At 69.8% G+C, this 26,084-nt stretch carries 14 protein-coding genes, 1 tRNA gene and 1 rRNA gene; 4 read left to right on the plus strand and 12 right to left on the minus strand.

Annotation, left to right across the window (positions count from 1 at the left end; all coding sequences use genetic code 11):
• Nucleotides 1-68 precede the first annotated feature (68 nt).
• The 3 genes from ACZ5CR_RS02915 to ACZ5CR_RS02925 all read left to right on the plus strand — a co-directional run bounded on the left by ACZ5CR_RS02915 (nt 69) and on the right by ACZ5CR_RS02925 (nt 6,572).
• The gene (locus ACZ5CR_RS02915) at nt 69-4,760 is read left to right on the plus strand and encodes an ATP-dependent helicase (RefSeq protein ID WP_468852933.1); all 4,692 of its coding nucleotides are present in this window, start codon (nt 69-71) and stop codon (nt 4,758-4,760) included.
• Nucleotides 4,761-4,865: 105 nt separating this feature from the next.
• Nucleotides 4,866-5,666 (plus strand): Fpg/Nei family DNA glycosylase, encoded by an 801-nt coding sequence (locus ACZ5CR_RS02920; RefSeq protein ID WP_468852934.1) that lies wholly within the window; start codon nt 4,866-4,868, stop codon nt 5,664-5,666.
• A gap of 90 nt (nt 5,667-5,756) precedes the next feature.
• Complete coding sequence (locus ACZ5CR_RS02925) at nt 5,757-6,572, plus strand: SDR family NAD(P)-dependent oxidoreductase (protein WP_468852936.1); 816 nt, start codon at nt 5,757-5,759, stop codon at nt 6,570-6,572.
• A 562-nt stretch (nt 6,573-7,134) separates the two neighbouring features.
• On the opposite strand, the gene ACZ5CR_RS02930 is transcribed toward ACZ5CR_RS02925, so the two are convergent.
• The 9 genes from ACZ5CR_RS02930 to ACZ5CR_RS02970 all read right to left on the minus strand — a co-directional run bounded on the left by ACZ5CR_RS02930 (nt 7,135) and on the right by ACZ5CR_RS02970 (nt 21,842).
• On the minus strand, nt 7,135-7,605 hold the full coding sequence (locus tag ACZ5CR_RS02930) for a Dps family protein (RefSeq protein ID WP_389913181.1): 471 nt from the start codon (nt 7,603-7,605) through the stop codon (nt 7,135-7,137).
• Between the two features lie 282 nt (nt 7,606-7,887).
• On the minus strand, nt 7,888-8,262 hold the full coding sequence (locus ACZ5CR_RS02935) for a helix-turn-helix domain-containing protein (protein WP_160507571.1): 375 nt from the start codon (nt 8,260-8,262) through the stop codon (nt 7,888-7,890).
• A gap of 109 nt (nt 8,263-8,371) precedes the next feature.
• The gene (locus tag ACZ5CR_RS02940) at nt 8,372-8,986 is read right to left on the minus strand and encodes a CinA family protein (protein WP_468852995.1); all 615 of its coding nucleotides are present in this window, start codon (nt 8,984-8,986) and stop codon (nt 8,372-8,374) included.
• A 35-nt stretch (nt 8,987-9,021) separates the two neighbouring features.
• Complete coding sequence (gene pgsA, locus ACZ5CR_RS02945) at nt 9,022-9,735, minus strand: CDP-diacylglycerol--glycerol-3-phosphate 3-phosphatidyltransferase (RefSeq protein WP_389913187.1); 714 nt, start codon at nt 9,733-9,735, stop codon at nt 9,022-9,024.
• Nucleotides 9,732-11,225, minus strand: a complete 1,494-nt coding sequence (gene rimO, locus ACZ5CR_RS02950; protein WP_468852940.1) for a 30S ribosomal protein S12 methylthiotransferase RimO — start codon at nt 11,223-11,225, stop codon at nt 9,732-9,734. Before rimO ends, pgsA begins: the two co-directional genes overlap by 4 nt.
• A gap of 111 nt (nt 11,226-11,336) precedes the next feature.
• On the minus strand, nt 11,337-12,248 hold the full coding sequence (locus tag ACZ5CR_RS02955) for a helix-turn-helix domain-containing protein (protein WP_468852996.1): 912 nt from the start codon (nt 12,246-12,248) through the stop codon (nt 11,337-11,339).
• Nucleotides 12,249-12,436: 188 nt separating this feature from the next.
• Nucleotides 12,437-15,220, minus strand: coding sequence for a DNA translocase FtsK (locus tag ACZ5CR_RS02960; RefSeq protein ID WP_468852942.1), 2,784 nt, complete (start codon nt 15,218-15,220; stop codon nt 12,437-12,439).
• A gap of 168 nt (nt 15,221-15,388) precedes the next feature.
• A complete protein-coding gene (locus ACZ5CR_RS02965; protein WP_468852944.1) occupies nt 15,389-16,072 on the minus strand; it encodes a response regulator in 684 nt (227 codons plus the stop codon).
• A gap of 244 nt (nt 16,073-16,316) precedes the next feature.
• Entirely contained in the window at nt 16,317-21,842 is a 5,526-nt protein-coding gene (locus tag ACZ5CR_RS02970) for a HAMP domain-containing protein (protein ID WP_468852945.1), read from the minus strand.
• A gap of 274 nt (nt 21,843-22,116) precedes the next feature.
• On the opposite strand from ACZ5CR_RS02970, the gene ACZ5CR_RS02975 reads away from it, so the two are divergent.
• Complete coding sequence (locus ACZ5CR_RS02975) at nt 22,117-24,780, plus strand: SpoIIE family protein phosphatase (protein ID WP_468852947.1); 2,664 nt, start codon at nt 22,117-22,119, stop codon at nt 24,778-24,780.
• 86 nt (nt 24,781-24,866) lie between these two features.
• On the opposite strand, the gene ACZ5CR_RS02980 is transcribed toward ACZ5CR_RS02975, so the two are convergent.
• From ACZ5CR_RS02980 to rrf, 3 genes are all read right to left on the minus strand, one after another.
• A tRNA-Thr gene (locus ACZ5CR_RS02980) sits at nt 24,867-24,939 on the minus strand.
• Between the two features lie 86 nt (nt 24,940-25,025).
• Nucleotides 25,026-25,688, minus strand: coding sequence for a DegT/DnrJ/EryC1/StrS family aminotransferase (locus tag ACZ5CR_RS02985; RefSeq protein ID WP_468852948.1), 663 nt, complete (start codon nt 25,686-25,688; stop codon nt 25,026-25,028).
• Nucleotides 25,689-25,802: 114 nt separating this feature from the next.
• Nucleotides 25,803-25,919: ribosomal RNA gene (gene rrf, locus ACZ5CR_RS02990) — 5S ribosomal RNA — on the minus strand.
• Nucleotides 25,920-26,084 lie beyond the last annotated feature (165 nt).

Consider the following 26,084-nt stretch of genomic DNA (forward strand, 5'->3'; position numbering starts at 1 on the left):
GCGACAGCCACGCAAGCCCTTTTCCGCAGGTCGGGGCAGTTGTCAGTGGCGGGGTGCACGATGGGGTCATGGTCAGGTCCGCGTCCAGCGCCCTCGGCGCTCTCGATGAGTTCTCCCCCGCTACCCGCAGCTGGTTCACGGGAGCCTTCTCCGCGCCCACGTCCGCACAGGCCGGGGCGTGGAAGGCCATCGGCGAGGGCTCGGACGTGCTGGTCGTCGCGCCCACCGGCTCGGGCAAGACGCTCGCCGCATTCCTCGCGGCCCTCGACCAGCTGGCCTCGACCCCGCCGCCCGCCGACCCCAAGAAGCGCTGCCGGGTGCTGTACGTGTCTCCGCTGAAGGCCCTCGCGGTCGATGTGGAGCGCAATCTGCGCAGCCCGCTGACCGGCATCCGGCAGGAGTCCGTCCGCCTCGGGCTCCCCGAGCCGGAAGTGCGGGTCGGTATCCGCTCGGGCGACACCCCGCCCGCCGAGCGCCGCTCCCTGTCCACCCGCCCGCCGGACATCCTGATCACCACACCCGAGTCGCTCTTCCTGATGCTCACCTCCGCCGCGCGGGACGCCCTGACGGGCATCGAGACGGTGATCCTGGACGAGGTGCACGCCGTCGCTGGCACCAAGCGCGGCGCTCATCTCGCCCTCTCCCTGGAGCGTCTTGACGAGCTCCTTCCCAGGCCCGCCCGCCGCATCGGCCTGTCGGCGACGGTCCGTCCTGTCGACGAGGTGGCGCGCTATCTGTCCCCGCAGCGCAGGGTGGAGATCGTCCAGCCGCCGTCCGGCAAGGAGTTCGACCTGTCCGTGGTCGTGCCGGTCGAGGACCTCGCCGAGCTGGGCGGTTCCCCGGTTGCCGACTCCGACCAGGGCGCGGAGCGCCCCTCGATCTGGCCGCACGTCGAGGAGCGCATCACCGACCTGGTCCAGGCGCACCGCTCGACGATCGTGTTCGCCAACTCACGCCGTCTCGCGGAGCGCCTGTGCAACAGGCTCAACGAAATCGCGTACGAACGCGCGACGGGAGAGCCCCTCCCCGAGGACCACTCCCCCGCCGAGCTGATGGCCGAGTCGGGCGCGGCCAAGGGCGCCCCTCCGGTCCTCGCACGGGCCCATCACGGCTCGGTCTCCAAGGAGCAGCGCGCGCTCGTCGAAGAAGATCTGAAGGCGGGCCGCCTGCCCGCCGTCGTCGCCACCTCCAGCCTGGAGCTGGGCATCGACATGGGCGCGGTCGACCTGGTGGTCCAGGTCGAGTCACCGCCCTCCGTTGCCTCCGGGCTGCAGCGGGTAGGCCGGGCAGGGCACCAAGTGGGCGCGGTCTCCACCGGCGTCGTCTTCCCCAAGTACCGAGGGGACCTGGTGCAGGCCGCCGTGGTCACCGAGCGGATGCGGACCGGCTCCATCGAGTCGCTGCGCATCCCGGCCAACCCCCTGGACGTCCTGGCACAGCAGCTCGTCGCGACGGTCTCCCTCGACACCTGGCAGGTCGACGACCTGCTTGCCCTGGTCCGCCGTGCCGCCTCCTTCGCCTCGCTCCCGGAGTCGGCGTTCACGGCCGTCCTGGACATGCTCGCGGGCCGCTATCCCTCGGACGCCTTCGCGGAGCTGCGCCCCCGAGTGGTCTGGGACCGCGTCGCAGGCACCGTCACCGGGCGCCCCGGGGCACAGCGCCTCGCGGTCACCTCCGGAGGCACGATCCCCGACCGCGGCCTCTTCGGGGTCTTCCTGGCCGGCGCCGACCCGAAGAAGGGCGGAGGCCGCGTCGGAGAGCTCGACGAGGAGATGGTCTACGAATCCCGGGTGGGCGACGTCTTCACCCTCGGCACCAGTTCCTGGCGCATCGAGGACATCACGCGCGATCGTGTGCTCGTCTCCCCCGCGCCCGGCGTCCCCGGGCGGCTCCCCTTCTGGAAGGGCGACCAGCTGGGCCGCCCGCTCGAGCTGGGCCGTGCGGTGGGCGCGTTCCTCCGGGAGGTCGGCTCCCTGTCGCGCGACGACGCGCGCGTGCGCCTGCAGGCCGCGGGCCTGGACGACTGGGCGGCCGACAACGTCCTGACGTACCTCGCCGAGCAGCGTGAGGCCTGCGGCCACATCCCGGACGACCGCACGATCGTGGTCGAGCGCTTCCGCGACGAGCTCGGCGACTGGCGGGTCGTGGTGCATTCCCCGTTCGGCGCGCAGGTGCACGCGCCCTGGGCTCTGGCGCTCGCCTCCAGGCTGACCGAGCGGTACGGCATGGACGCCCAGGTCATGCACGCCGACGACGGCATCGTGCTGCGCCTGCCGGACGCCGACCTGATGAGCCTGGACCTGCTCGACCAGGAACCCACCGACCAGCATCTGGAGTACGACAATGAGAAGGCACCCGTAGGGGCTGCGGACGTCGCCTTCGACAAGGGCGAGGTCAACCAGATCGTCACGGACCAGGTCGGCGGCTCGGCCCTGTTCGCCTCGCGCTTCCGTGAGTGCGCCGCCCGCGCGCTGCTGCTGCCGCGCCGCAGCCCCGGCAAACGCACACCCCTGTGGCAGCAGCGCCAGCGTGCCGCGCAACTGCTCCAGGTGGCGAGCGAGTTCGGATCGTTCCCCATCGTCCTGGAAGCGATCAGGGAGTGCCTCCAGGACGTCTTCGACGTCCCCGGCCTCACGGAACTGATGGGCGACATCGAGTCCCGCAAGGTCCGGCTCGTCGAGGTCACCACCCCCGAGCCGTCTCCCTTCGCACGCTCACTCCTGTTCGGCTACGTGGCGCAGTTCCTGTACGAGGGCGACTCACCGCTGGCCGAGCGGCGCGCGGCGGCCCTCTCCCTGGACTCCCGGCTGCTCTCCGAGCTCCTCGGCCAGGCCGAGCTGCGCGAGCTGCTCGACGCGGACGTCCTGGCGGAACTGGAGCAGGAGCTCCAGTGGCGCACGGAGGACCGTCGTATCAAGGACGCCGAAGGCGTCGCCGACCTGCTGCGCCTCCTCGGGCCGCTCACCGAGGCCGAGTTGGCCGAGCGCGGCGGCGAGCCGGAGTGGGCGCAGGAGCTGGCCTCCGCCCGCCGCGCGATCCGCGTCCGCATCGCCGGGGCCGACCACTGGGCGGCGATCGAGGACGCGGGCCGCCTGCGTGACGCGCTGGGCACCGCGCTGCCGGTCGGTGTCCCCGAGGCATTCACCGAGCCCGTCAAAGACCCCCTCGGTGACCTCATCGCGCGGTTCGCCCGCACCCACGGCCCTTTCACCTCCGCCACGGCCGCCGCCCGCTTCGGCCTGGGCGCGGCGGTCACCGAGGGCGCGCTGCAGCGACTCGCCGCGGGCGGACGTGTCGTACAAGGAGAGTTCCATCCGGCGGGCATCGGCCAGGAGTGGTGTGACGCGGCCGTCCTGCGCCGCCTGCGCCGCCGCTCCCTGGCCGCCCTCCGGCATGAGCTGGAGCCGGTGCCGCCCGCCGCGCTCGCCCAGTTCCTGCCGCAGTGGCAGCACTTGAGCGGGCACGGGCTGAGGGGCGTGGACGGCCTCGTGCGCGCCATCGAGCAGTTGCAGGGGGCGACGGTGCCCGCGTCCGCCCTCGAAAAGCTCGTCCTGCCCTCCCGCGTGACCGGGTACGCACCGGCGATGCTCGACGAACTCACCGCCGCCGGAGAGGTGGTGTGGGCCGGGTCCGGATCCTTGCCGGGCAAGGACGGCTGGGTCTCCCTGTATCTGGCCGACGCCGCACCCCTGCTCCTGCCGCCGGCCCATCCCCTGGAGCTCACCGCGCTCCACCAATCGGTCCTGGACACCCTCTCCGGCGGGTACGGCCTGTTCTTCCGGCAGATCGCCGACCAGGTCCGCGCCACCACGCACCCCGAGGCCTCCGATACCCAACTGGCCGACGTGATCTGGGATCTCGCCTGGTCCGGACGGCTCACGAACGACACACTCGCCCCGATGCGCTCACTCCTGGGCTCGGGCCGCACCGCGGGCTCCACGGCCCACCGCGCCAAGCGCTCCGCCCCGCGCGGTCGCTACGGCACACTGACGGCCGCCGCCCGCCCCACCTCGCGCACGGGCCCGCCGACCGTCGCGGGCCGCTGGTCGCTGCTCCCCGCCCACGAACCCGACCCCACCCTGCGCGCCCACGCCCTGGCCCGCACCCTCCTGGACCGGCACGGCGTGGTGACTCGCGGGGCGGTCGCGGCCGAGGGGGTCGAGGGCGGCTTCTCGGCGACGTATCGCGTCCTGTCCGCCTTCGAGGACAGCGGTCAGGCGCGGCGCGGCTATGTCGTCGAGGGGCTCGGCGCCGCGCAGTTCGCCATGGACGGCGCGGTGGACCGGCTCCGCGCGGCGGCGAACGCCCGCGACCGCACGGACAGTTCGCCGTCGGCCATGAACTACTCCCCGCGCTCCTCGGACACCCAGGCCCTCGTTCTGGCCGCCGCCGACCCGGCCAACGCGTACGGAGCAGCGCTCCCCTGGCCCGATCCGCCCACCGACGCGGGCCACAAGCCGGGCCGCAAGGCAGGCTCCCTGGTCGTTCTCGTCGACGGCGAGCTGACCCTCTATATGGAGCGCGGCGGCAAGACTCTCCTTGCCTGGCCATCGACCCCACAGGACGACGCCCCCGCCACCGAGGACGCCCGCCTGCACGCGGCCGCCGAAGCCCTCGCCGCCGCGGCCCGAGCGGGCTCACTCGGCACGGTCACGGTCGAGCGCATCAACGGAGGCTCCTCCCTGACCTCATCCTTCGCCCCACTCCTGGAAGGAGCGGGCTTCCACGCCACCCCACGGGGCCTACGCCTGCGCGCGTGACGCCCAGCGCGTAAGGCCACCAGGCAGCCGGCCGACACCCCCCAGCCGCGCCCAAAGCCCCTCACCTCACCCTCGCCCCGCGACCGACATGCCACCCTGGACCTCATGCCCGAAGGGGACACCATCCACCAGGCAGCCCGGCGGCTGCACACCGCTCTTGCCGGGCACCTGGTCACGCGCTCCGACCTCCGCGTACCGAAGCTCGCGACCGTCGACCTCACTGGGCGCACCGTCCTGGACGTCACCCCGCGCGGCAAACACCTCCTCACCCGCATCGAGGGCGGGCTCACTCTCCACTCCCACCTCCGCATGGACGGCTCCTGGCGGGTGTACGCCCCCGGCGAGCGCTGGAGCGGCGGCCCCGGCTACCAGATCAGGGCGATCCTGGGCACCGCCGAGCGCACAGCCGTCGGCTACCGCCTGCCCGTACTCGAACTCATGCGCACCGCCGACGAGCACAAGGCCGTAGGACACCTCGGCCCCGACCTCCTGGGCCCGGACTGGGACCCCGGCAAAGCGCTCGACAACCTCCTCGCGACCCCCGAGCGCCCCCTCGGCGAGGCCCTGCTCGACCAGCGCAATCTCGCGGGCATCGGCAACGTCTTCAAGAGCGAGATCTGCTTCCTCCTGGGCACCACACCGTGGCTCCCCATCGGTGAGCTCTCCGCCGAGACGGCCGCACGCATCCCCACCCTCTCCAAGAAGCTCCTGGAAGCCAACCGCGACCGCCCGTCGCGCACCACCACGGGCCACGACCGCCCCGGCCAGCGCCTGTATGTCTACGGCCGCGCACCCCGCCCCTGCCTGCGTTGCGGCACCCCGATCCGCAAGGCCCAGCAGGGCGACGGCTCCCGCGACCGCCCCACGTACTGGTGCCCCACCTGCCAACAGGGCCCGACCCCCTGAATCCGACCCCCACCCAGTGCACCCAACCCACAGCACCCCACACCCGCACGCTAGTTGACGCCCCGTCAGTTCCAGCCGTACCGTCCCGTCATGCCCCTAACGGCGTACGACCTCAGCGGACGCACCGCATTCGTCACCGGCGCGGCAAGCGGCATCGGCAGGGCCTCGGCCGTCCTGCTCGCGGAAGCGGGCGCCACCGTCCACTGCGCCGACCGCGACACCCAGGGGCTCCACGAGACGGCCACGCTCATCAAGGACACGGGCGGCACCGCGCACACCCACCCCTTGGACGTGGCGGACAGAACCCAGGTCGACCAGGCCGTCGCGAGCGCCACGGCAGCCACGGGCCGCCTGGACGTCATGGCCGCCATCGCCGGGATCATGCACAACAGCCCGGTACTGGAGACCCGCGACGAGGACCTCGACCGGGTCCTGAACATCAACTTCAAGGGCGTCCTGTACGCCTGCCAGGCCGCGGCCCGCGCGATGATCGCCGCGAACGCCGCCGAGACCAACGACACCCGCCGCCACCCCGGAAGCAGCAGCGGCAGCATCATCACCATGGCCTCAGGGGCCGTGGACACCGGCGGCCCCGGTCTCCTCTGCTACGGTGCCGCGAAAGCCGCCGTCGTCCAGCTCACGAAGACCCTCGCCACCGAGGTGGGCCCGCACGGCATCCGCGTCAATGCCGTCGCTCCGGGCTGGATCCGCACCCCCATGACCAACCGCCACGACAGTGACGCCCAAACGCACACCGAGAGCCTGATGGTCCGCATGTCCCCGCTGGGCCGCGTCGGCGAACCGGAGGACATCGCGCACGCCGTCCTCCATCTGGCATCGGACGCGTCCGCCTTCACGACGGGCCAGATTCTCCGCCCGAACGGCGGCGTCGCCATGCCTTGGTGACGGCAGCGGCAGCGGACCGAGCGGCACCCCTGGCCGTACGCTCCTCGGACCACCGCAGCGCACGCCCGCCGGGCCACCGCGCACCATCCCCCCGCGGAGTGCGCTCCCCGACCAGGGACGCGGCGCGCACCGCCCGGGACTGCGGCACGCAGTGCACCGGCAGCAGACTCAGCCCCCACCCTCCGGCCGCGACGGCCCCCTCCAGAACACCCGCATCAGGGGCGAGCGCCAGCCGCAGCACGCCCCACCACCAGAGCGCCCCGAACGCCAGAGCCGGCGCCCACCGCACGACTCTCCATGCCACGGCCACCACCTCCGCACGAGGCCCGCTCGAATCCGACGCCAGACGCCCCCAGACGTCCCCAGACGCCCTCTGCGCGAACGCTAGACGCCCGGCTTCACCGAGCGGGAGGGCGCACCACAGAGCACACGAGGCACAGCCACCGCCCCGCCCCGCTCAGCCCTGCCTCGCCCTGATCAACCGTTCGTTACTCTCTCGGCAGCTCTCGGGGTCTCTCGGCGTCGCTCGGCAGCTCTCGGGGTCTCTCGGCGTCTCTCGGCATCAGCCGCTCTCCGCCTGGAACATCCAGTGGTGCTTCTCCAGATCGGCCGTGATCCCGATGAGGATGTCCTGGCTCACCGGATCCGCCTCACCGGTCGCCTGGACCCGCTCCCGCATCCGCGTGATCACCGCACCGAGCGCGTCCACGAGCGTTCCGACCGCGTCCGTGTCCTTGACCCAGCCGCCGGCGACCTCGCCGATGCCGCTGCTCCGCCCCACGGTCGCCGCACGGCCGTCGGGCGAGACGCCGAGCGTGGAAGCCCGCTCAGCCACCGTGTCGGAGTGCGTCCGCGCCGTGTCCACGACCTCGTCGAGCTGCAGGTGGACGGAGCGGAATCGCGGGCCGACCACGTTCCAGTGGATCTGCTTGGCCACCAGGGAGAGGTCGACCAGATCCACGAGCGCCCCTTGCAGGGCGTCCGAGACCGTTTTCAGATCCGCTTCGGACAGGGGGCTCTTCACGACGTTCATCCAACCTCCAATGATCATGGGATCGCGTAAGCGAAAATCCCCACCAACCATGACACGAGTGCACCAATATGGACATCTCACAGTCGGCTCAGCAGATGAACGAGTCACCTCAAATCGCAGCTTTAAACATCCTCGTTCAAGCACCCCTCGTTCAATCAGTCCTGGTTCAAGCACCCCCTCGAACGCGAACCGGACGTCAGAACGCACGAAGCCCCGGCCGGTAACCCGGCCGGGGCTTCGTCACATCTGAGCGCTCAAGCAGTGTGCACAGTCAGCGCGGCATTACGCGGCGACGACGTCCACCGCCTCCGCGGGCGCCTTGATAGTCACCCGTTCCGGCGGCACACCGCTCACCGAGACGGAATTGAGCATGGGGCGAACCGGTGCGCGCACCGGTTCCGTAGCCGCTGCCGACGCAGCCAGTTCGGCGAGAGAGAGCTCATCGCTCACCTCGCGCATGAGCTCGGACATCCGTACGTCAAGCGCGTCGCAGATCGCGGAAAGCAGTTCGGAGGATGCCTCCTTCTGCCCCCGCTCAACCTCGGAAAGATAGCCGAGCGAGACTCGGGCGGACGAGGAGACTTCGCGCAGAGTACGGCCCTGGCGCTGGCGCTGCCGACGCAGCACGTCACCCAGCAGGCGACGGAGCAGAATCATCGGTGGCTCCCTCCTCGGACCGCGTAGCCGCATCCTTCACGCCCCACCGTACCGCCTTGCGCCGCGGCCGTGCGGGGAGCGATGTCGTGTTCACTCAGGGCTGCAAACATCAAGTCCCCCCGTTCTGTTCCGTATCCTGTGCCCGCCCATTACCGGCACGTTCGCCGGACAGCCGCTCGAGCAGCAGCCTGAGCACGCTCCGTGCACTCTCCATACGAATGTCCGAACGCTCACCGTTCAACCGCAGTGCCGCCACTTTCCCCTCAGAGCGAAGCGCGATCCCGGGCCCGCCGACCACGGAAACCAGCCCCCCGACCGAGGAATCCGGCCCCCTGACCGCGGAATCCGGCCCGTCGACCGCCACGAAAACGGTTCCGACCGGCTGCCCGTCCTGCGGATCCGGCCCCGCGACGCCCGTGGTCGCGATTCCCCAGTCCGCGCCCATGACTTTGCGCACACCGGCCGCCATCTGCAGCGCCACCTCGGCATCCACGGCTCCACGCTCGGCCAGAAGAGTGCCGTCGACTCCGAGCACCTGATGCTTCAGCTCGGTCGCGTACGCCGTCACGGACCCCCGGAAGACTCGCGACGCCCCCGGCACCGCCGTCACCTCGGCGGCCACCAGACCCCCGGTGAGCGACTCGGCGACGGCGAGTGTCTCGCCCCGAGCTTGAAGAAGCCGCAGAACCTCCGCAGCCGGTTCGGCGGCGAGGTCGGCGGACAGATCGGCGGAAAGACCGGCGAAAGGATCGGCGGACGTCACGTCGCCGACTCCCGGGCCCCCTCGCCGGAGGCAGCAGCGGAAGCGGCAGCCGCTTCCCGCGCCTCCGCGAGGCCGAGGCGACGCAGTACGACGGCCTGCCGCACGTAGTCGAGCCCGGTCAGGACGGTCAGGACGACGGCGACCGCCATCACCCAGAACCGCAGCGTGGCCAGCGGCCCGGTGAGCGCCAGGACGTACATCCCGGCCGCCACGCCCTGCCAGAGCGTCTTCATCTTGCCGCCGCGACTGGCCGGAATGACACCGAAGCGGATCACCCAGAACCGCAGCAGTGTGATCCCGAGCTCACGCCCGAGAATGACGCCCGTCACCCACCACGGCAGATCGCCGAGGTAGGAGAGACAGACCAGCGCGGCGCCCATGATCGCCTTGTCGGCGATGGGGTCGGCGATCTTCCCGAAGTCCGTGACCAGGTTGTACGTACGTGCCAGGTGTCCGTCGAACAGATCGGTGATCATGGCGACGGCGAAGGCCGCCCAGGCCCACGCCCGCCAGGCCGGGTCGTACCCGCCTTCGGCGAGCAGGAGCATCACGAAGCCCGGCACGAGTAGCAGCCGGATCACCGTCAGCAAGTTGGCGACGTTCCACACGCTGGCCTGATTGACGGCCGCAGCGCCCAACTTTCCACCGCGCACCGGCTTGGCGCCCTGCGCGCCGGAGCCGCCCGCCGCGGATGCCGGGACTCCGGTCATCTGCGCGCCTCCTCGGCCGGGATCCGGGGCGGGTCCCCCAGAATTTCGCTGTATTCAGCCACCAGGTCCACGCCTTCCGTGCCGACCACCTTTGCCACGACCATACGGCCGACCTGCAGGCCGTCCCCACCCGTGGCGCCCGTGAAGCGGATCTGGCCGTCCGTCTCGGGCGCCTGGTGAGCCGCCCGGCCGATCGCGCCGTCCTCCTCGTCCACGGACTCCACAAGCACCTCGACGGTCTCACCGAGACGGTCGTCGGCACGCTGCGAGGTCAGTTCCTCGGCGAGCCGCGAGATACGCGCGAGCCGCTCGTCGACGACGTCCTGATCCAGCTTCTTGTCGTACGTCGCCGCTTCCGTGCCCTCCTCGTCGGAGTACCCGAAGACACCGATGGCGTCCAGCCGCGCACCCGTGAGGAACCGCTCGAGCTCGGTGACGTCGGCCTCGGTCTCCCCGGGGAAGCCCACGATGAAGTTGGACCGCACGCCGGCCTGCGGGGCCTTCGTCCGAATGGTGTCGAGGAGCTCGAGGAACCGGTCGGTGTCCCCGAAGCGCCGCATCGCCCGCAGCACACCGGGCGCGGAGTGCTGGAAGGACAGGTCGAAGTAGGGGGCGACCTTCTCCGTGGAGGTCAGTACGTCGATGAGCCCGGGGCGCATCTCGGCGGGCTGGAGGTAGCTGACGCGCACCCGCTCGATCCCGTCGACGGCGGCCAGCTCGGGCAGCAGCGTCTCCAGGAGCCTGATGTCCCCGAGGTCCTTGCCGTACGAGGTGTTGTTCTCGGAGACGAGCATGACCTCCTTGACGCCCTGCTCGGCCAGCCAGCGCGTCTCGCCGAGGACGTCGGAGGGGCGCCGCGAGATGAAGGAGCCGCGGAAGGAGGGGATGGCGCAGAACGAGCAGCGCCGGTCGCAGCCGGAGGCCAGCTTCACCGAGGCGACGGGGTTGGTGCCCAGACGCCGCCGCAGCGGGGCGCGCGGCCCCGAGGCGGGCGCGACGCCGTCGGGCAGGTCCACGGGCGCGTGCCCGGGCAGCGAGACGTCGGAGCCCGCTTCCTGTCGCTCCGCGGGGCTGATCGGAAGGAGCTTGCGCCGGTCACGCGGGGTGTGGGCCTCGACACTGCCGCCGCTCAGGATGGTGTTCAGGCGGGTGGAGATGTCGGAGTAGTCGTCGAAGCCGAGGACACCGTCGGCTTCGGGGAGGGCGTCGGCGAGCTCCTTGCCGTACCGCTCGGCCATGCAGCCGACGGCCACGACGGCCTGGGTCTTGCCATGCCCCTTGAGGTCATTGGCTTCCAGGAGGGCGTCGACGGAGTCCTTCTTGGCGGCTTCGACGAATCCACAGGTGTTGACTACGGCGACGTCCGCGTCTTCGGCGGCCTCGACGAGCTGCCAGCCGTCCGCCTCCAGGCGGCCTGCGAGCTCCTCCGAGTCCACCTCGTTACGGGCGCAGCCAAGAGTGACAAGGGCGACGGTGCGGCGTTCGGGCATGCTCTCAAGACTACTTTGTCCCTGCCCGGGCCCCCGCCGCGAGGGTCCGGGCCCTCACCACAAGGCCTGCACAGCCCTCAGAGCTGACGCAGCTGACACAGCTGACACAGCTCAGCCGACCTCGGGATCACCCTTGGTGTACGTGAGTCGCTCGACCTGACCGGGGTCGAACTCGTTCTCGACCGCCTTGCCGTTCACGTACAGCTTGATCGCGCCCGCGTCGCCGAGGACCAGGTCGATCTTCTGCTTGTCCTGGAAGGTCTTCGACTTGCCCTCCTCCAGGACGCCGTCGAAGAGCGTCCGGCCGCTGTGGTCCTTGGCCGAGATCCAGCTGCGGCCGTCCGACGCGTTGACCTTGACCGTGACCTTGTCCCGGGGGGCGCCGGCGATCGCGCTGTCCGACGGGTCCGGCTTGGGGTCGGCGGGCTTGTCGGGCGCGGGCTTCTTCGTGACGGGCTTGGTGGTGGCGGGCGTCGAGCCCTCGGCGACCTGCGACTTCGAACCGTTGCTGTCGTCGCCCCCGCTGAACGCGGTGAAGCCGACGAAACCGATGACTGCGACGATCGCGGCGACCATGGCGGCGGTCCAGTTGGGACGGCGCGGATCGGACCTGATCCGCTCGGCCTCGAAGAGCGGCGCCGCCGGGGTGGGCGCGGGCGGGCGGCCGCCGTGCGCCTCGTCGTACTGGGCAAGGAGAAGGGCGGGATCGAGCCCCACGGCGCGTGCGAGCGTCCGGATGTGACCGCGGGCGTACACATCTCCGCCACATCGGGAGAAGTCGTCCTGTTCGATCGCGTGCACGATCGGGATCCGCACCCGGGTGGACGTGCTGATCTCGTCGACGGTCAGGCCCGCGTCGACGCGCGCCTGCTGAAGCATGCGGCCGATCGAGGGCCGGTCCTCCGCCGGCGCGGGCCGGTCGTCTGCCGGACTCTCAGCTGCCTGAAGGCTCTCGGCGGGCTGGTCGTCGGTGGGTCGGTGGTCTGAAGGGCGGTCGTCTTCAGGGGAGTTGCCGATGGACACGGGGGCGCCTTTCGAGCGTGTAGCCACCTGCCGGATGTTCAGTCTAGGGGGGTTCGCGAAGCCTGGGGCAACTGGGCGACGGACTTTGTACGCCATCGGAATGGCGGCACATCCTGATGGTGGGGCTTGGTGCTGTCCCTCCCCTCAACTTGACGTATGTCGAAGGGAAACGGTTGCCTGCCGCACCCTTATGGGTGAGCCTCCCCGCGGATCACGGCCAGCACGCCATCCAGCTCATCAGGTTTCACAAGAACGTCACGAGCCTTGGATCCCTCGCTCGGCCCCACGATGCCGCGCGACTCCATGAGGTCCATGAGCCGTCCGGCCTTCGCGAAGCCGACGCGCAGCTTGCGCTGGAGCATGGACGTGGACCCGAACTGAGTGGAAACCACCAGCTCAGCGGCTTGGCAGAGCAGATCGAGATCGTCGCCGATGTCCTCGTCGATCTCCTTCTTCTGCTTGGTGGCGACGGTGACGTCCTCCCGGAAGACGGGCGCCATCTGGTCCTTGCAGTGCTGGACGACCGCGTGGATCTCGTCCTCGGTGACGAAGGCGCCCTGCATTCGGGTGGGCTTGTTCGCGCCCATCGGCAGGAAGAGCCCGTCGCCCTTGCCGATCAGCTTCTCGGCGCCCGGCTGGTCGAGGATGACGCGGCTGTCGGCGAGCGAGGAGGTCGCGAAGGCGAGCCGTGAGGGCACGTTCGCCTTGATCAGACCGGTCACGACGTCCACGGACGGCCGCTGCGTGGCGAGCACCAGGTGGATGCCCGCCGCGCGCGCCAGCTGCGTGATGCGCACGATCGAGTCCTCGACGTCGCGCGGGGCGACCATCATCAGGTCGGCGAGCTCGTCGACGATCACCAGGAGGTACGGATACGGGGTGAGCTCCCGCTCACTGCCCTCGGGCGTCTTGAGCTTGCCCTCGCGGACGGCCTGGTTGAAGTCGTCGATGTGCCGGTAGCCGAACGCCGCCAGGTCGTCGTAGCGCAGGTCCATCTCGCGCACGACCCACTGGAGCGCCTCGGCGGCCCGCTTGGGGTTGGTGATGATCGGCGTGATCAGGTGCGGGATGCCCTCGTACGCGGTGAGCTCGACGCGCTTGGGGTCGACGAGGACCATCCGTACGTCCTCGGGGGTCGCCCGCATCATGATCGACGTGATCAGGCAGTTGATGCAGGACGACTTTCCGGAGCCGGTGGCTCCGGCGACCAGGATGTGCGGCATCTTCGCCATGTTGGCCATGACGAAGCCGCCCTCGACGTCCTTGCCGAGCGCCACCAGCATGGGGTGGTCGTCCTCGGCGGCGTCCGCGAGCCGCAGCACGTCGCCCACGTTGACCATCTCGCGGTCGGAGTTCGGGATCTCGATGCCGACCGCGGATTTGCCGGGGATGGGGCTGATGATGCGGACGTCGGGGCTCGCGACCGCGTACGCGATGTTCTTGGCCAGAGCCGTGATCTTCTCGACCTTCACGGCCGGGCCGAGCTCGATCTCGTACCGCGTGACCGTCGGGCCGCGCGTGAAGCCGGTGACGTCGGCGTCGACCTTGAACTCGCTGAAGACAGTGCTGAGCGAGGCGACGACCGCGTCGTTGGCGGCGCTGCGGGACTTGCCGGGGCCACCGCGCTCGAGCAGGTCGAGCGTGGGCAGCGAGTACGTGATGTCCCCCGCGAGCTGCAGCTGCTCGGCGCGCGGCGGGAGATCGCGCGGCTTGTCCGACGGGGCCTTGGTCAGGTCCGGCACTCCGGAGTCGTCGGACTCACCGGGCTTCTTGCGCCGTACGCCGGGCGGCGGGCCGTCCTTGGCACGGGCGGGACTGTCCGTGGCGCGGGCGGTCGGCACCGGCGCGGAGGTCTCCGCGGGCTGCTCATCGCGCTCGCGCTCCCCGGAGACGCCCTGCGTGAGGTCGGCGACCAGCGGCGAGGGCGGCATGCCGTGCAGGACGGCACCGTCCAGGGCGGCGGCAGCGGCGGCCGCCACGTCCACCGCGTCCATCGGCCGGTCCAGAGAGGGCTGGGAGGCCCTGCGGGGCCTGCGCCGCCGGGTGAGCGCCTCCTCCTCCGCCTGGTCCGGGTCGTACGACTCAGGGGCCTCGGCGCGCCTGCGCGAGCGGGCGGGCAGCGCCTCGCGCCACTGCTCCTCGTACCGCTCGTCGTCCGCGTAGTCCCCCTGCACCTCTTCGGGTGCCGCCTGGACGACGCCGAGCTTGGTGCCGAGCAGCCGCAACCGCTGCGGGATGGCGTTGACGGGCGTCGCCGTGACCACGAGGAGCCCGAAGACGGTCAGCAGGACGAGCAGCGGTACGGCGAGGACCTCGCCCATGGTGAAGATCAGCGGAGTGGACGTGGCCCAGCCGATGAGGCCGCCGGCGTCCCTTATGGCCTCCATGCCGTCCGCACGGGCGGGCGAACCGCAGGCGATGTGCACCTGGCCGAGCACGCCGATGACGAGCGCGGACAGGCCGATCACGATGCGGCCGTTCGCCTCGGGCTTCTCCGGGTGCCGGATGAGGCGTACGCCGATGACCGCGAGCAGTATCGGGAGCAGCAGATCGAGGCGGCCGAAGGCGCCGGTCACCAGCATCTCGACGAGGTCGCCCACGGGGCCGCGCAGATTCGACCACGTACCCGCGGCGACGATCAGGGCGACACCGAGCAGCAGCAGCGCGACGCCGTCCTTGCGGTGCGCCGGGTCGAGACCCTTCGCGCCACGCCCTATGCCACGGAACAGGGCACCCACGCTGTGCGCGAGACCGAGCCAGAGGGCGCGCGCGAGGCGGTAGACGCCGCCCGTGGGACTGGGCGCCGGCTTGGGTGCGGGCTTCTTCGCCACGGCTTTCTTGGCGGGCGCCTTCTTCGCCGGAGCCTTCTTGGGCGGCGGCTTCTTGGCGGCGGCCTTCTTCGCCGGAGCCTTAGTGGGCGCGGCCGCCTTCTTCGCGGGCGTCTTCTTGGCTGCGGACGGACGTGAGGCCATGGGACCGAGGTTACCGGTGGAGACCACTGCGGACACGTGTGCCCACCGCTTCACCCGTTTGTGTCGCCCTTGCGGAGGCGGTGAACTGACGGATGTTCACCGCCTCCGGCCCTGAAGATTCCGGATGTTCACCGCCCCGGCACCGCTCCCCCGGTGTCCGCGCCGGACTCAGTTCTGCGAGGACACCGAAGGCGCACCGCTGCCGGTGCCCGGCTCCAAGGCGTCAAGAGCCCGCCGCAAACCGTTGAGTTTGCGTTCGAGATGAGCCGCGGTGGCGACTGCGGCGGCATCCGCCGAGTCCTCGTCGAGCTGCTTGGAGAGCGCCTCCGCCTGTTCCTCGACGGCCGCCAGGCGAGCGGAGAGCTCCGCGAGAAGCCCTGCGGACTCCTTCGCGTCACCCGCCGCCGACTTGCCGCCGCCTTCGAGCTGGAGACGCAGCAGGGCCGCCTGCTCCCGCAGTTGGCAGTTCTTCATGTACAGCTCGACGAACACCGAGACCTTCGCGCGCAACACCCACGGGTCGAACGGCTTGGAGATGTAGTCCACCGCACCCGCCGCGTAACCCCGGAACGTGTGGTGCGGACCGTGGTTGATGGCGGTGAGGAAGATGATCGGGATGTCCCGGGTCCGTTCTCGCCGCTTGATGTGCGCCGCGGTCTCGAAACCGTCCATGCCCGGCATCTGGACATCCAGCAGGATGACCGCGAAGTCATCCGTCAGTAGTGCTTTGAGCGCTTCCTCCCCGGACGATGCCCGTACCAGGGTCTGATCGAGCGCAGAGAGGATGGCCTCCAGCGCCAGCAGATTCTCCGGCCGGTCATCGACCAGGAGGATCTTGGCCTTCTGCACCATGGCCCGCCCTCCTCGCCCCGGCGGTACACCGGGCGCCGCCCCAGGGGACGACTCCCTTACGCCGTCCGTCCTTGTGCCGGTCATGGTAGCCGCACCCCGCCTGTCGCCACACCCTGTCACCGCGATGTCACTGTGCACGTAGCAGAAACGCGGTGGGAGACCAGAAGGTTCCCCGAATACCGTGGTTCTACACGACTTCGGCCACACTCTGTCAGCAACTCCGCGTAATGGAGCCTCTTCTCAGTCACTCCCCGCGCATCCACTGCTCCATCACCGACAGCAGATGATCCGGGTCGACCGGCTTCGTAACGTAATCGGATGCGCCGGAGTCGATGGCCTTCTCCCGATCACCCTTCATGGCCTTCGCCGTGAGCGCGATGATCGGGAGCCCGGCGAACTGCGGCATCCTGCGGATCGCCGTCGTCGTCGCGTACCCGTCCATCTCCGGCATCATGATGTCCATCAGGACGACCGTCACGTCGTCGTGCTGTTCCAGCACTTCGATGCCCTCGCGGCCGTTCTCCGCGTAGAGGACCGAGAGCCCGTGCTGCTCCAGGACGCTGGTGAGCGCGAACACATTGCGGATGTCGTCGTCGACGATGAGGACCTTCTCACCGCCGAAGTGGTAGCCGGGACGAGCCTCGGACGTCTCCTGTCCCGCGGTCGGCCACTGATCCTGCGAGCGCGTCTCCGCGGGCTCCGGGACGCCCTGCCCGGGCAGCACGGGCGGCTGCTCCGATGAGGCGTGCGCGGCACGGCGGCGGCGCCTGAAGAGCGTGCCCGCCCCGGGCATCTCGTCCGCCCTCTGCGGCGTGGCCGCTTCGCTCTGGGGCGGCTGCTCGGCCGTGGGTGCGGCCGTGGACGCCCCCTCCTCCAGGGCGGGCCGCGCGGGCGTTCCCGGCAGGGGCGCAAGCTGCGTGTAGCCCTGGGGCGGCAGTTCGCTCGGGTGCAGCGGCAAATAGAGCGTGAACGTCGAGCCGCGGCCCGGTTCGCTCGCCGCGTGGATCTCTCCACCGAGGAGACGCGCGATCTCCCGGCTGATGGAGAGCCCGAGTCCCGTGCCGCCGTACTTCCTGCTCGTCGTGCCGTCGGCCTGCTTGAACGCCTCGAAGATCACCCGCATCTTGCTGCCCGCGATCCCGATGCCGGTGTCGCTCACCGAGAAGGCGATCAGATCCGCGTCCGCGTCCCGCAGCGAACCCGCCTCGAGGAGCTGTTCGCGGATGGCGTTGGGCACATCGGCGTTCGCGTGCCGGATCACCAGCTCGACCGCTCCGGAGTCGGTGAACTTCACCGCGTTGGACAGGAGGTTGCGCAGCACCTGAAGGAGCCGCTGCTCGTCCGTGTGCAGGGTCGCCGGCAGCTCCGGAGACACGCGTACGGAGAAATCGAGCCCCTTCTCCGCGGTCAACGGCCGGAAAGTGGCCTCTACGTAGTCCACGAGTTGGACGAGGGCGATGCGCGTCGGGGAGACGTCCATCTTGCCCGCCTCGACCTTGGACAGGTCGAGGATGTCGTTGATCAGCTGCAGCAGGTCCGAGCCCGCCCCGTGGATCGTCTCGGCGAACTCCACCTGCTTGGGGGTGAGGTTCGCGTCGGCATTGTCGGCGAGCAACTTGGCCAGGATCAGCAGCGAGTTGAGCGGCGTACGCAGCTCGTGCGACATGTTCGCCAGGAACTCGGACTTGTACCGCATCGACACGGCGAGCTGTTCGGCGCGCTCCTCCAGTACCTGCCTGGCCTCTTCGATCTCGGTGTTCTTGACCTCGATGTCGCGGTTCTGCTGGGCGAGCAGCTCGGCCTTCTCCTCCAGCTCGGCGTTGGAGTCCTGCAGTGCCTTCTGCCGGTTCTCCAACTCCGCCGACCGCTCCCGCAGTTGCTCGGTGAGTTCCTGCGACTGCCGGAGCAGCACCTCGGTCTTCGTGTTGACGCTGATGGTGTTGACGCTCGTCGCGATCATCTCGGCGATCTGGCTGAGGAAGTCCTTCTGGATCTGCGTGAAGGGCTGGAAGGCGGCCAGCTCGATCACACCGAGGACGGTCCCTTCGAAGAGCACCGGAAGGACGATCACCTGGGCGGGCGGTGCCTCGCCGAGGCCGGAGGCGATCCGCAGATAGCCGGACGGCGCGTTCTCGACAAGGATCGTGCGCCGCTCCTGCGCCGCCGTGCCGATGAGCGTCTCGCCGGGCCGGAAGGACGTCGGCATGGAGCCCATGGAGTAGCCGTAACTGCCCATCATGCGCAGTTCGTACGCGTCTCCTTGCTCGGCGCCGGGCTCCGGGGCGTCCTCCGTGGGCAGCGCCAGGAAGAAGGCGCCGTGCTGCGCGGAGACCACCGGCGTCAGCTCGCTCATGATCAGCGAGGCGACGTCGTCCAGGTCACGGCGGCCCTGCATCAGACCGGAGATGCGGGCCAGGTTGCCCTTGAGCCAGTCCTGTTCCTTGTTGGCCAGGGTGGTGTCGCGGAGGTTGGCGATCATCGAGTTGATGTTGTCCTGAAGGACCTGGATCTCGCCCGCCGCGTCGACGTCGATCTTCAGGTTCAGGTCGCCGCGCGTCACCGCGGTGGCGACCTCCGCGATGGCGCGCACCTGACGCGTCAGGTTCCCTGCCATCTCGTTCACGGACTCGGTGAGGTCGCGCCACGTGCCGTCGACGTCCCGCACCCGCGCCTGACCGCCCAGCTGCCCTTCCGTGCCCACCTCGCGGGCCACCCGCGTGACCTGCTCGGCGAAGGACGACAGCTGATCGACCATGGTGTTGATGGTGGTCTTCAGCTCCAGGATCTCGCCCCGGGCGTCGATGTCGATCTTCTTGGTCAGGTCGCCCTTGGCGATCGCGGTGGTGACCATCGCGATGTTGCGGACCTGGCCGGTGAGGTTGGAGGCCATGCCGTTCACGGACTCCGTCAGGTCCTTCCACGTACCCGAGACTCCGGGCACCCGGGCCTGACCGCCGAGGATGCCGTCCGTGCCCACCTCGCGGGCCACACGGGTCACCTCGTCCGCGAACGAACTCAGCGTCTTCACCATCGTGTTGACGGTGTCGGCGAGCTGCGCGACCTCGCCGCGCGCCTCGACGGTGACCTTCTTGGTGAGGTCTCCGTTGGCGACCGCCGCCGCGACCTGGGAGATGTTGCGCACCTGGCCGGTCAGGTTGTTCGCCATCAGGTTGACGTTGTCGCTGAGGTCCTTCCAGGTACCGGTGACACCCGGGACCCGCGCCTGGCCGCCCAGATTGCCCTCCGTGCCCACCTCGCGGGCCACGCGGTTCACCTGCTCGGCGAAGTTGGAGAGCTGGTCGACCATGGTGTTCACGGTGGTGACGAGTTCGAGGATCTCGCCCTTGGCGTCGACGGTGATCTTCTTGGAGAGGTCGCCCATGGCGACGGCCGTCGTGACCTCGGCGATGTTGCGGACCTGAAGGGTCAGGTTGTTCGCCATGCCGTTCACGGACTGCGTGAGGTCCTTCCAGGTGCCGGAGACACCCTGCACCTCGGCCTGGCCGCCCAGGATGCCGTCGGTGCCCACCTCGCGGGCCACCCGCGTCACCTGCTCGGCGAAGGCGGAGAGCTGGTCCACCATCGTGTTGAGGGTGTTCTTCAGCTCCAGGATCTCGCCACGCGCGTCCACGTCGATCTTCTGCGACAGGTCACCCCGCGCCACCGCGGTCGCGACCTGCGCGATGTTGCGCACCTGGGCCGTGAGGTTGCCGGCCATGCCGTTCACGGAGTCGGTCAGGTCGCGCCACACACCGGCCACGCCGGGCACCTGCGCCTGCCCACCGAGGCGGCCTTCCGTGCCCACCTCGCGGGCCACCCGGGTCACCTGGTCGGCGAAGGCGGAGAGCTGGTCGACCATCGTGTTGATGGTGTTCTTCAGCTCCAGGATCTCGCCACGCGCGTCCACGTCGATCTTCTGCGACAGATCGCCCCGGGCCACCGCCGTCGTGACCTGGGCGATCTGACGCACCTGCGACGTCAGGTTCCCGGCCATGAAGTTGACGGAGTCGGTGAGTTCCTTCCACGTGCCACTGACACCGTCCACGCGCGCCTGGCCGCCGAGGCGGCCTTCGGTGCCCACGTCGCGTGCCATCCGCGTGACCTGATCGGCGAAGGACGACAGCTGGTCCACCATCGTGTTCACGGTGTTCTTCAACTGAAGCATCTCGCCGGAGACGTCAACGGTGACCTTCTGCGACAGATCACCGTTGGCGACCGCCGTCGTCACCTGCGCGATGTTGCGGACCTGGCCCGTGAGGTTGCGGAAGGCGGTGTTGACCGAGTCCGTCAGGTCCTTCCACGTACCGGCCGCACCCTGCACCTGCGCCTGGCCGCCCAGCTCACCCTCGACGCCGATCTCCCGCGCCACACGTGTCACTTCGGCACCGAAGGCGGAGAGCTGGTCCACCATGGTGTTCACGGTGTTCTTCAGCTCGAGCATCTCGCCCGCGACATCGACGGTGACCTTCTGCGACAGATCACCGTTGGCGACCGCCGTCGTCACGGTCGCGATGTCCCGCACCTGCGTGGTGAGGTTCCGGAAGACCGTGTTCACCGAGTCGGTGAGGTCCTTCCACGTCCCCGCCGCGCCCGGCACGTTCGCCTGACCACCCAGCTGCCCCTCGGCGCCGACCTCGTTCGCCACCCGGGTGACCTCGTCCGCGAACGTACGCAGCGTCTCGGTCATCTGGTTGATGGTCTCGGCGAGTTGGGCGACCTCGCCGCGCGCGCTGACCGTCACCTTCTGGGACAGATCGCCGTTCGCGACGGCCGTCGTGACCTGGGCGATTCCACGCACCTGCGCGGTGAGGTTGCCGGCCATGAGGTTCACCGAGTCGGTGAGGTCCTTCCACACTCCCGCCACACCGGGGACCTGCGCCTGGCCGCCCAGCTCGCCCTCCGTGCCGACCTCGCGCGCGACACGGGTCACCTCGGAGGAGAACGACGAGAGCTGGTCCACCATCGTGTTGACGGTGTTCTTCAGCTCCAGCATCTCGCCGGCGACGTGAACCGTCACCTTCCGGGACAAGTCACCCTTGGCGACGGCCGTCGTGACGAGAGCAATGTCACGCACCTGCGCGGTGAGCCGGTACGCCATGGTGTTCACCGAATCCGTGAGATCCTTCCACGAACCGGACATTCCACGTACCCGCGCCTGACCACCCAGCTTGCCCTCGGTGCCCACCTCGCTGGCCACCCGCGTGACCTCGTCGGTGAACGTCGAGAGCTGATCGACCAGATTGTTGACCGTCCGGCCGACCTTCAGAAACTCCCCGCGCAGCGGGTGGCCGTTCCCCTCGTCCGCCTGCGCCCGCAGCTCCATCCGCTGCTCCAGGTCGCCGTCCGCGACAGCGGAGAGCACCCTTCCGACCTCGGAGACCGGACGTACGAGATCGTCGACGAGCGCGTTGGACGCGTCGATCGCATGTGCCCACGAGCCCTCACTGGCGCCGGTCTCGAGCCGTTCCGTGAGCTTTCCCTCACGGCCGACCATGCGACGCACCCGGGAGATCTCGCCCGTCAGATGCAGATTGCGATCGGCCACCTCGTTGAAGACGGCGGCGATCTCGGACATGACGTCGTCACCGGAGACCGTGAGCCGCTTGCGGAAGTTTCCGTCCCGCATGGCCGCGAGCGCCGCGAGCAGTCTGTTCAGGGCCGCCGTGTCCACAGACGTAGTCGCCCCGTGGCGCGGTTTGCGCTGTTTGCTCGTGGACTGTCCGTCTTTCGCACGCGTTTTAGTGCCCCGCGTCGCTGCGCCAGACTCCACTGTGTCCCTCCCGCAAGGGTCGACCGTACTGCTCGGGTTACCTGGGCTCTCTCCAAGAAGCTTGCCCAGTGTTTCACCATGGCTGAACCAGGCCATAACAGTTCGGCAGCTTCGCACACCGTCCGCACACCCTCCGGGCGGAAAACACTGACGACCGGCATCAGCTTGGACGGCGAAGGTAAGTAACCTGGCATCCGGCTGTCCAACCACCCCGGTCCTGCCCGGCCTGGGCGGTGGCACACGTACAAGCGGGCATCGGAGGGGCGGCCGCACCATGGTGGGAGATCTGGGCGTCGATACTCGTACGAGGAGTTCTGTGATCACCGCGCGCGCGGCTGCGACTTTCGACCCCGTCGGGCGTTCCGTCGCGACGGCACGCTCCTTTGTCCGCGACACCCTCCAGGGCTGGGGGTTCACGGACATCGTCGACGATGCCGTCGTCCTCACCAGCGAGCTGGTCACCAACGCGGTGGTTCACGCCGGAACCGCCGCGGACGTCCTCTGCCTGCGCAGCGATGACGCCGTACGCATCGAGGTGTCGGACCACTATCCGGAGCGCGAGATCCCGCTCCAGCAGTCCGCCGCGAACATGGGCAGCCCCGACCGCGAGGGCGGCCGCGGCCTCCAGCTGTGCGCGGCGCTCGCCACCCGCTGGGGCGTCGACTACACCCCCGAGCACAAGCAGGTCTGGTTCCAACTCGACCTCCCCGACCGCTCGGTGGGCACCCGCGCCGCCGGCCCGGCGCTGCCGGCCGAGATGCTCCCGGTCACCGACGGCAGAGTCCGCGTCGCCGTCGTCCAGATCGACCGCGTGGGCGCGATCTCCGCCTGGAACGAAGACGCGGAAGAACTCTTCGGGTACGTCGCCGAACAGGTCACCGGCAAACCGCTCACCGACCTGGCCGCCTGGCCGCAGACCCCTGGCACCAGCACCGGCATCGTGGAGGCCCTCCGGCTCTCCCGCTGGGAGGGCAGCTACGGCATCCGCGGCTCCGACGGCCGCGTGACCCCCGTCTACGCCTCGCACCTGCGCGTCCGCGACGCCGACGGCGAACCCTCCACGGTCTGTCTGCTCGTCCGCGACGACGAGCGCGCCGTCCTGCAGACACCGCTGCGCGGTCCCGCCCCCGAGCCCGGGGTGCTCGCCGAGTCGCACACCGCCGACCCGTTCGAGGTCTTCATCGGCTCCCCGGCGCCGGACGACCTCGACGGTCTGCTCCAGCGCACGGTCGAGCGCGCCCGCGACATGCTCGACGGCGACGCCGCCTTCCTGCTCCTCGCCACGGACGACGAGACGGAGCTGGAGGTCCGCGCCTCCACAGGCCTTCCGTCGGCCCGCCAGCGCTTCGCCCGCGTCCCCGTGGAGGCGGGCCCCGGTCGCTACGGCTCCGCCCGCATGCCGGCCGTACACGAGGACCTCACGGTCGTCCCCGGCGCCGTCCCGCTCCTCAGCGGCACGGGCATGCGCTCCGTGGTCACGGTCCCCCTCAAAGTCGAGGGCCGCCTCACGGGCTCCCTCGGCGTCGCCGCCGAGTCCCCCGACCGCTACTCGAACGAAGAGGCCCTGCGCCTCCAGTTCGCCGCCGACCGCATCGCCCTCGCCGTCGAGTCCGCGCGCCTCGGCGAGCTCGAACGCCTGCGCCGCGGCTCGCTCTCCTTCCTCGTCGAGGCCTCCGACCTCCTCGCAGGCACCCTGGACCGCGACCAGACCCTGGCCCTCATGGCCCAGATGACCGTCCCGACCCTCGCCACCTGGTGCGCCGTCTACACGATCGCCGACCAGGCGTCCGAGCCCTACCTCTCGTACGTCCTCCATGAGGACGAGGAGCGCATCGACGGCCTGAAGGCCCTCCTCTCCAAGATCGCCCCTCCCGACCCCGTGCCGACCCCCGGAGCCCGCGTCTGGGCCGCACCCTCGGAAGCGGCCCACCAGGCCGCCCTGCGCACCTCCATGCGCAGCCTCGGCCTCGGTGAGCCCATGAGCCTGGGCTCCGGCATCGGCACGACGCTCTCCACGGCATCCGCGGTGGGCGGCGAGACGGTCGTCCTGCCCCTGGTCGCCCGCAACCGCGTCATCGGCATGCTCACGCTGGGCAAGCCCTCCGACGAACACTTCCGCCAAGAGATCCTGGAACTGGCCGAAGATCTGTCCCGCCGAGCGGCCCTGGCTCTGGACAACGCCCGCCTCTACTCCGAGCGCATGGCCATCAGCCAGTCCCTCCAGCGCAGCCTGCTGCCGCCGGGGCTCCCGCAGATCCCGGGTGTCGAGGTCGACGTCATCTACCGCGCGGCAGGCGAGGGCAATGAGGTCGGCGGCGACTTCTACGACCTCTTCCCCATCCGCGACGGCGCGTACGGCTTCGCGATCGGCGACGTCTGCGGAACGGGGCCGGAGGCCGCCGCGGTCACCGGCCTGGCCCGCCACGCCCTGCGCCTGCTCGCCCGCGAGGGCTTCGGCGGCCCGGCGGTCCTGGAGCGCCTGAACGCGGCGATCCTCGACGAGGGCGCCCGAAGCCGCTTCCTCACCCTCCTCTACGGGGAGTTGTGGCCGCAGGAGGACGGCTCGGCGGTCCTGAAGATCGTCTGCGCGGGACATCCGCTCCCGCTCCGCCTGCGCCAGGACGGCACGGTCGAGCCGTACGCGGAGCCGCAGCCGCTCCTGGGCGTCATGGACGATCTGGAGCTCTACGAACAGACGATGACGCTCGACCCGGGTGACGTCCTGCTCTGTGTGACGGACGGAGTCACCGAACGCCGCGAGGGCACACGCATGCTCGGCGACGACGGCCTCGCGGACGTCCTCACCACATGCACCGGCCTCACGGCGGGCGCGGTCGCGGCTCGCATCATGCGCGCGGTGGAGCGCTTCGCGACGGACGCCCCGTCGGACGACATGGCGATCCTCGCCATGCGGGTCCCCGGCATTCAGAAGGACTGAGAGTTCCGCCCCGGGGGCCTTCGGGCCCCCGGAAAACAAAAAAGTCCCCGCCCAACTGGGCGGGGACTTTCCCGACTTACTCTCTGAGCCCCCATGCGGAATCGAACCGCAGACCTTCTCCTTACCATGGAGACGCTCTACCGACTGAGCTATAGGGGCCTGTTGCGCTTTCACGGTTTCCCGCTTCGCAACGGAATAAAGCATACCCCGAACTCGCACCCGATCCGAACCGCGGTGAGCGCCCCTCAGAAGGCAGGCTGCAACAACCCTCCGAGCGCATTGCACGCCGATACGACCCGCTGCAGTTCGCGCCGCGATATCGAACCGCCGACCGGCAGCGCCAGCGTCTCGTCCGCGGCACGCTCGGTCTCCGGCAGATAGACGTCCCGCCAGAACTTCGGCGTGCGGTGAACGGGCGTCTTCACGGGCACCCGGCAGTCAACTCCCTTGGCCCGCACGGCACGCGCGAACGCGTCCCGGTCCGGCCGCCCGTTGCCGGGAACCCGCACGACGTACTGCTGATAGCTGTGCCCCTCGACACCGTCCGGGGTGATCACACCACCGAGCCGCCCACTCAGGTAGGTCGCGTGCCCCCGCCGCTGCGCGAGCTCGTCGTACGGTGCGTCCGACTCGCCCTGCTCCAGTACGAGGACGCCGTGCCGCTGCCCGATGTCCCGAAGCCGCCTGACGTCGGCCGGGTGCCCGAAGCGGTGCACGACGGCCACGGCTGCCGTACGGGAGGTCACGGCGGCGCTCACCGCGTCAGGATCCAGGCAGTACGTCGCCCGATCGATGTCCGCGAACACGGGCACGGCCCCTGCCAGGACCACGGCCTCGGCGATCTCGACGTTTCCGTACGCCGGCACGATGACCTCGTCACCGGCACCGACACCTGCGGCTCGCAACATGCCAACTGTCCCCATGCCTCAGATGCTGGCCGCGGAACGTGAACGGCAAGTGTCGCAAAACAAAAAAGAGCTGGTCCCTGAACCGAAGTTCAGGGACCAGCTCTTCTAATAATAGTTCGGCGGCGTCCTACTCTCCCACAGGGTCCCCCCTGCAGTACCATCGGCGCTGTGAGGCTTAGCTTCCGGGTTCGGAATGTAACCGGGCGTTTCCCTCACGCTATGACCACCGAAACACTATGAAACTGTCAACCGCACCATCCCGTGACCAAACAAGGATGGGGTTGTTCGTGGTTTCAGAACCAACACAGTGGACGCGAGCAACTGAGGACAAGCCCTCGGCCTATTAGTACCAGTCACCTCCACCCGTTACCGGGCTTCCAGATCTGGCCTATCAAC

This window comes from Streptomyces sp. NPDC031274 (genome assembly GCF_055570235.1).

Bases quoted from the DNA above. Each gene is read 5' to 3' on its own strand.
- ACZ5CR_RS02915 (WP_468852933.1), top strand. From the start codon at position 69: ATGGTCAGGTCCGCGTCCAGCGCCCTCGGCGCTCTCGATGAGTTCTCC.
- ACZ5CR_RS02920 (WP_468852934.1), top strand. From the start codon at position 4,866: ATGCCCGAAGGGGACACCATCCACCAGGCAGCCCGGCGGCTGCACACC.
- ACZ5CR_RS02925 (WP_468852936.1), top strand. From the start codon at position 5,757: ATGCCCCTAACGGCGTACGACCTCAGCGGACGCACCGCATTCGTCACC.
- ACZ5CR_RS02930 (WP_389913181.1), bottom strand. From the start codon at position 7,605: ATGAACGTCGTGAAGAGCCCCCTGTCCGAAGCGGATCTGAAAACGGTC.
- ACZ5CR_RS02935 (WP_160507571.1), bottom strand. From the start codon at position 8,262: ATGATTCTGCTCCGTCGCCTGCTGGGTGACGTGCTGCGTCGGCAGCGC.
- pgsA (WP_389913187.1), bottom strand. From the start codon at position 9,735: ATGACCGGAGTCCCGGCATCCGCGGCGGGCGGCTCCGGCGCGCAGGGC.
- rimO (WP_468852940.1), bottom strand. From the start codon at position 11,225: ATGCCCGAACGCCGCACCGTCGCCCTTGTCACTCTTGGCTGCGCCCGT.
- ACZ5CR_RS02960 (WP_468852942.1), bottom strand. From the start codon at position 15,220: ATGGCCTCACGTCCGTCCGCAGCCAAGAAGACGCCCGCGAAGAAGGCG.
- ACZ5CR_RS02965 (WP_468852944.1), bottom strand. From the start codon at position 16,072: ATGGTGCAGAAGGCCAAGATCCTCCTGGTCGATGACCGGCCGGAGAAT.
- ACZ5CR_RS02975 (WP_468852947.1), top strand. From the start codon at position 22,117: ATGGTGGGAGATCTGGGCGTCGATACTCGTACGAGGAGTTCTGTGATC.
- ACZ5CR_RS02985 (WP_468852948.1), bottom strand. From the start codon at position 25,688: ATGTTGCGAGCCGCAGGTGTCGGTGCCGGTGACGAGGTCATCGTGCCG.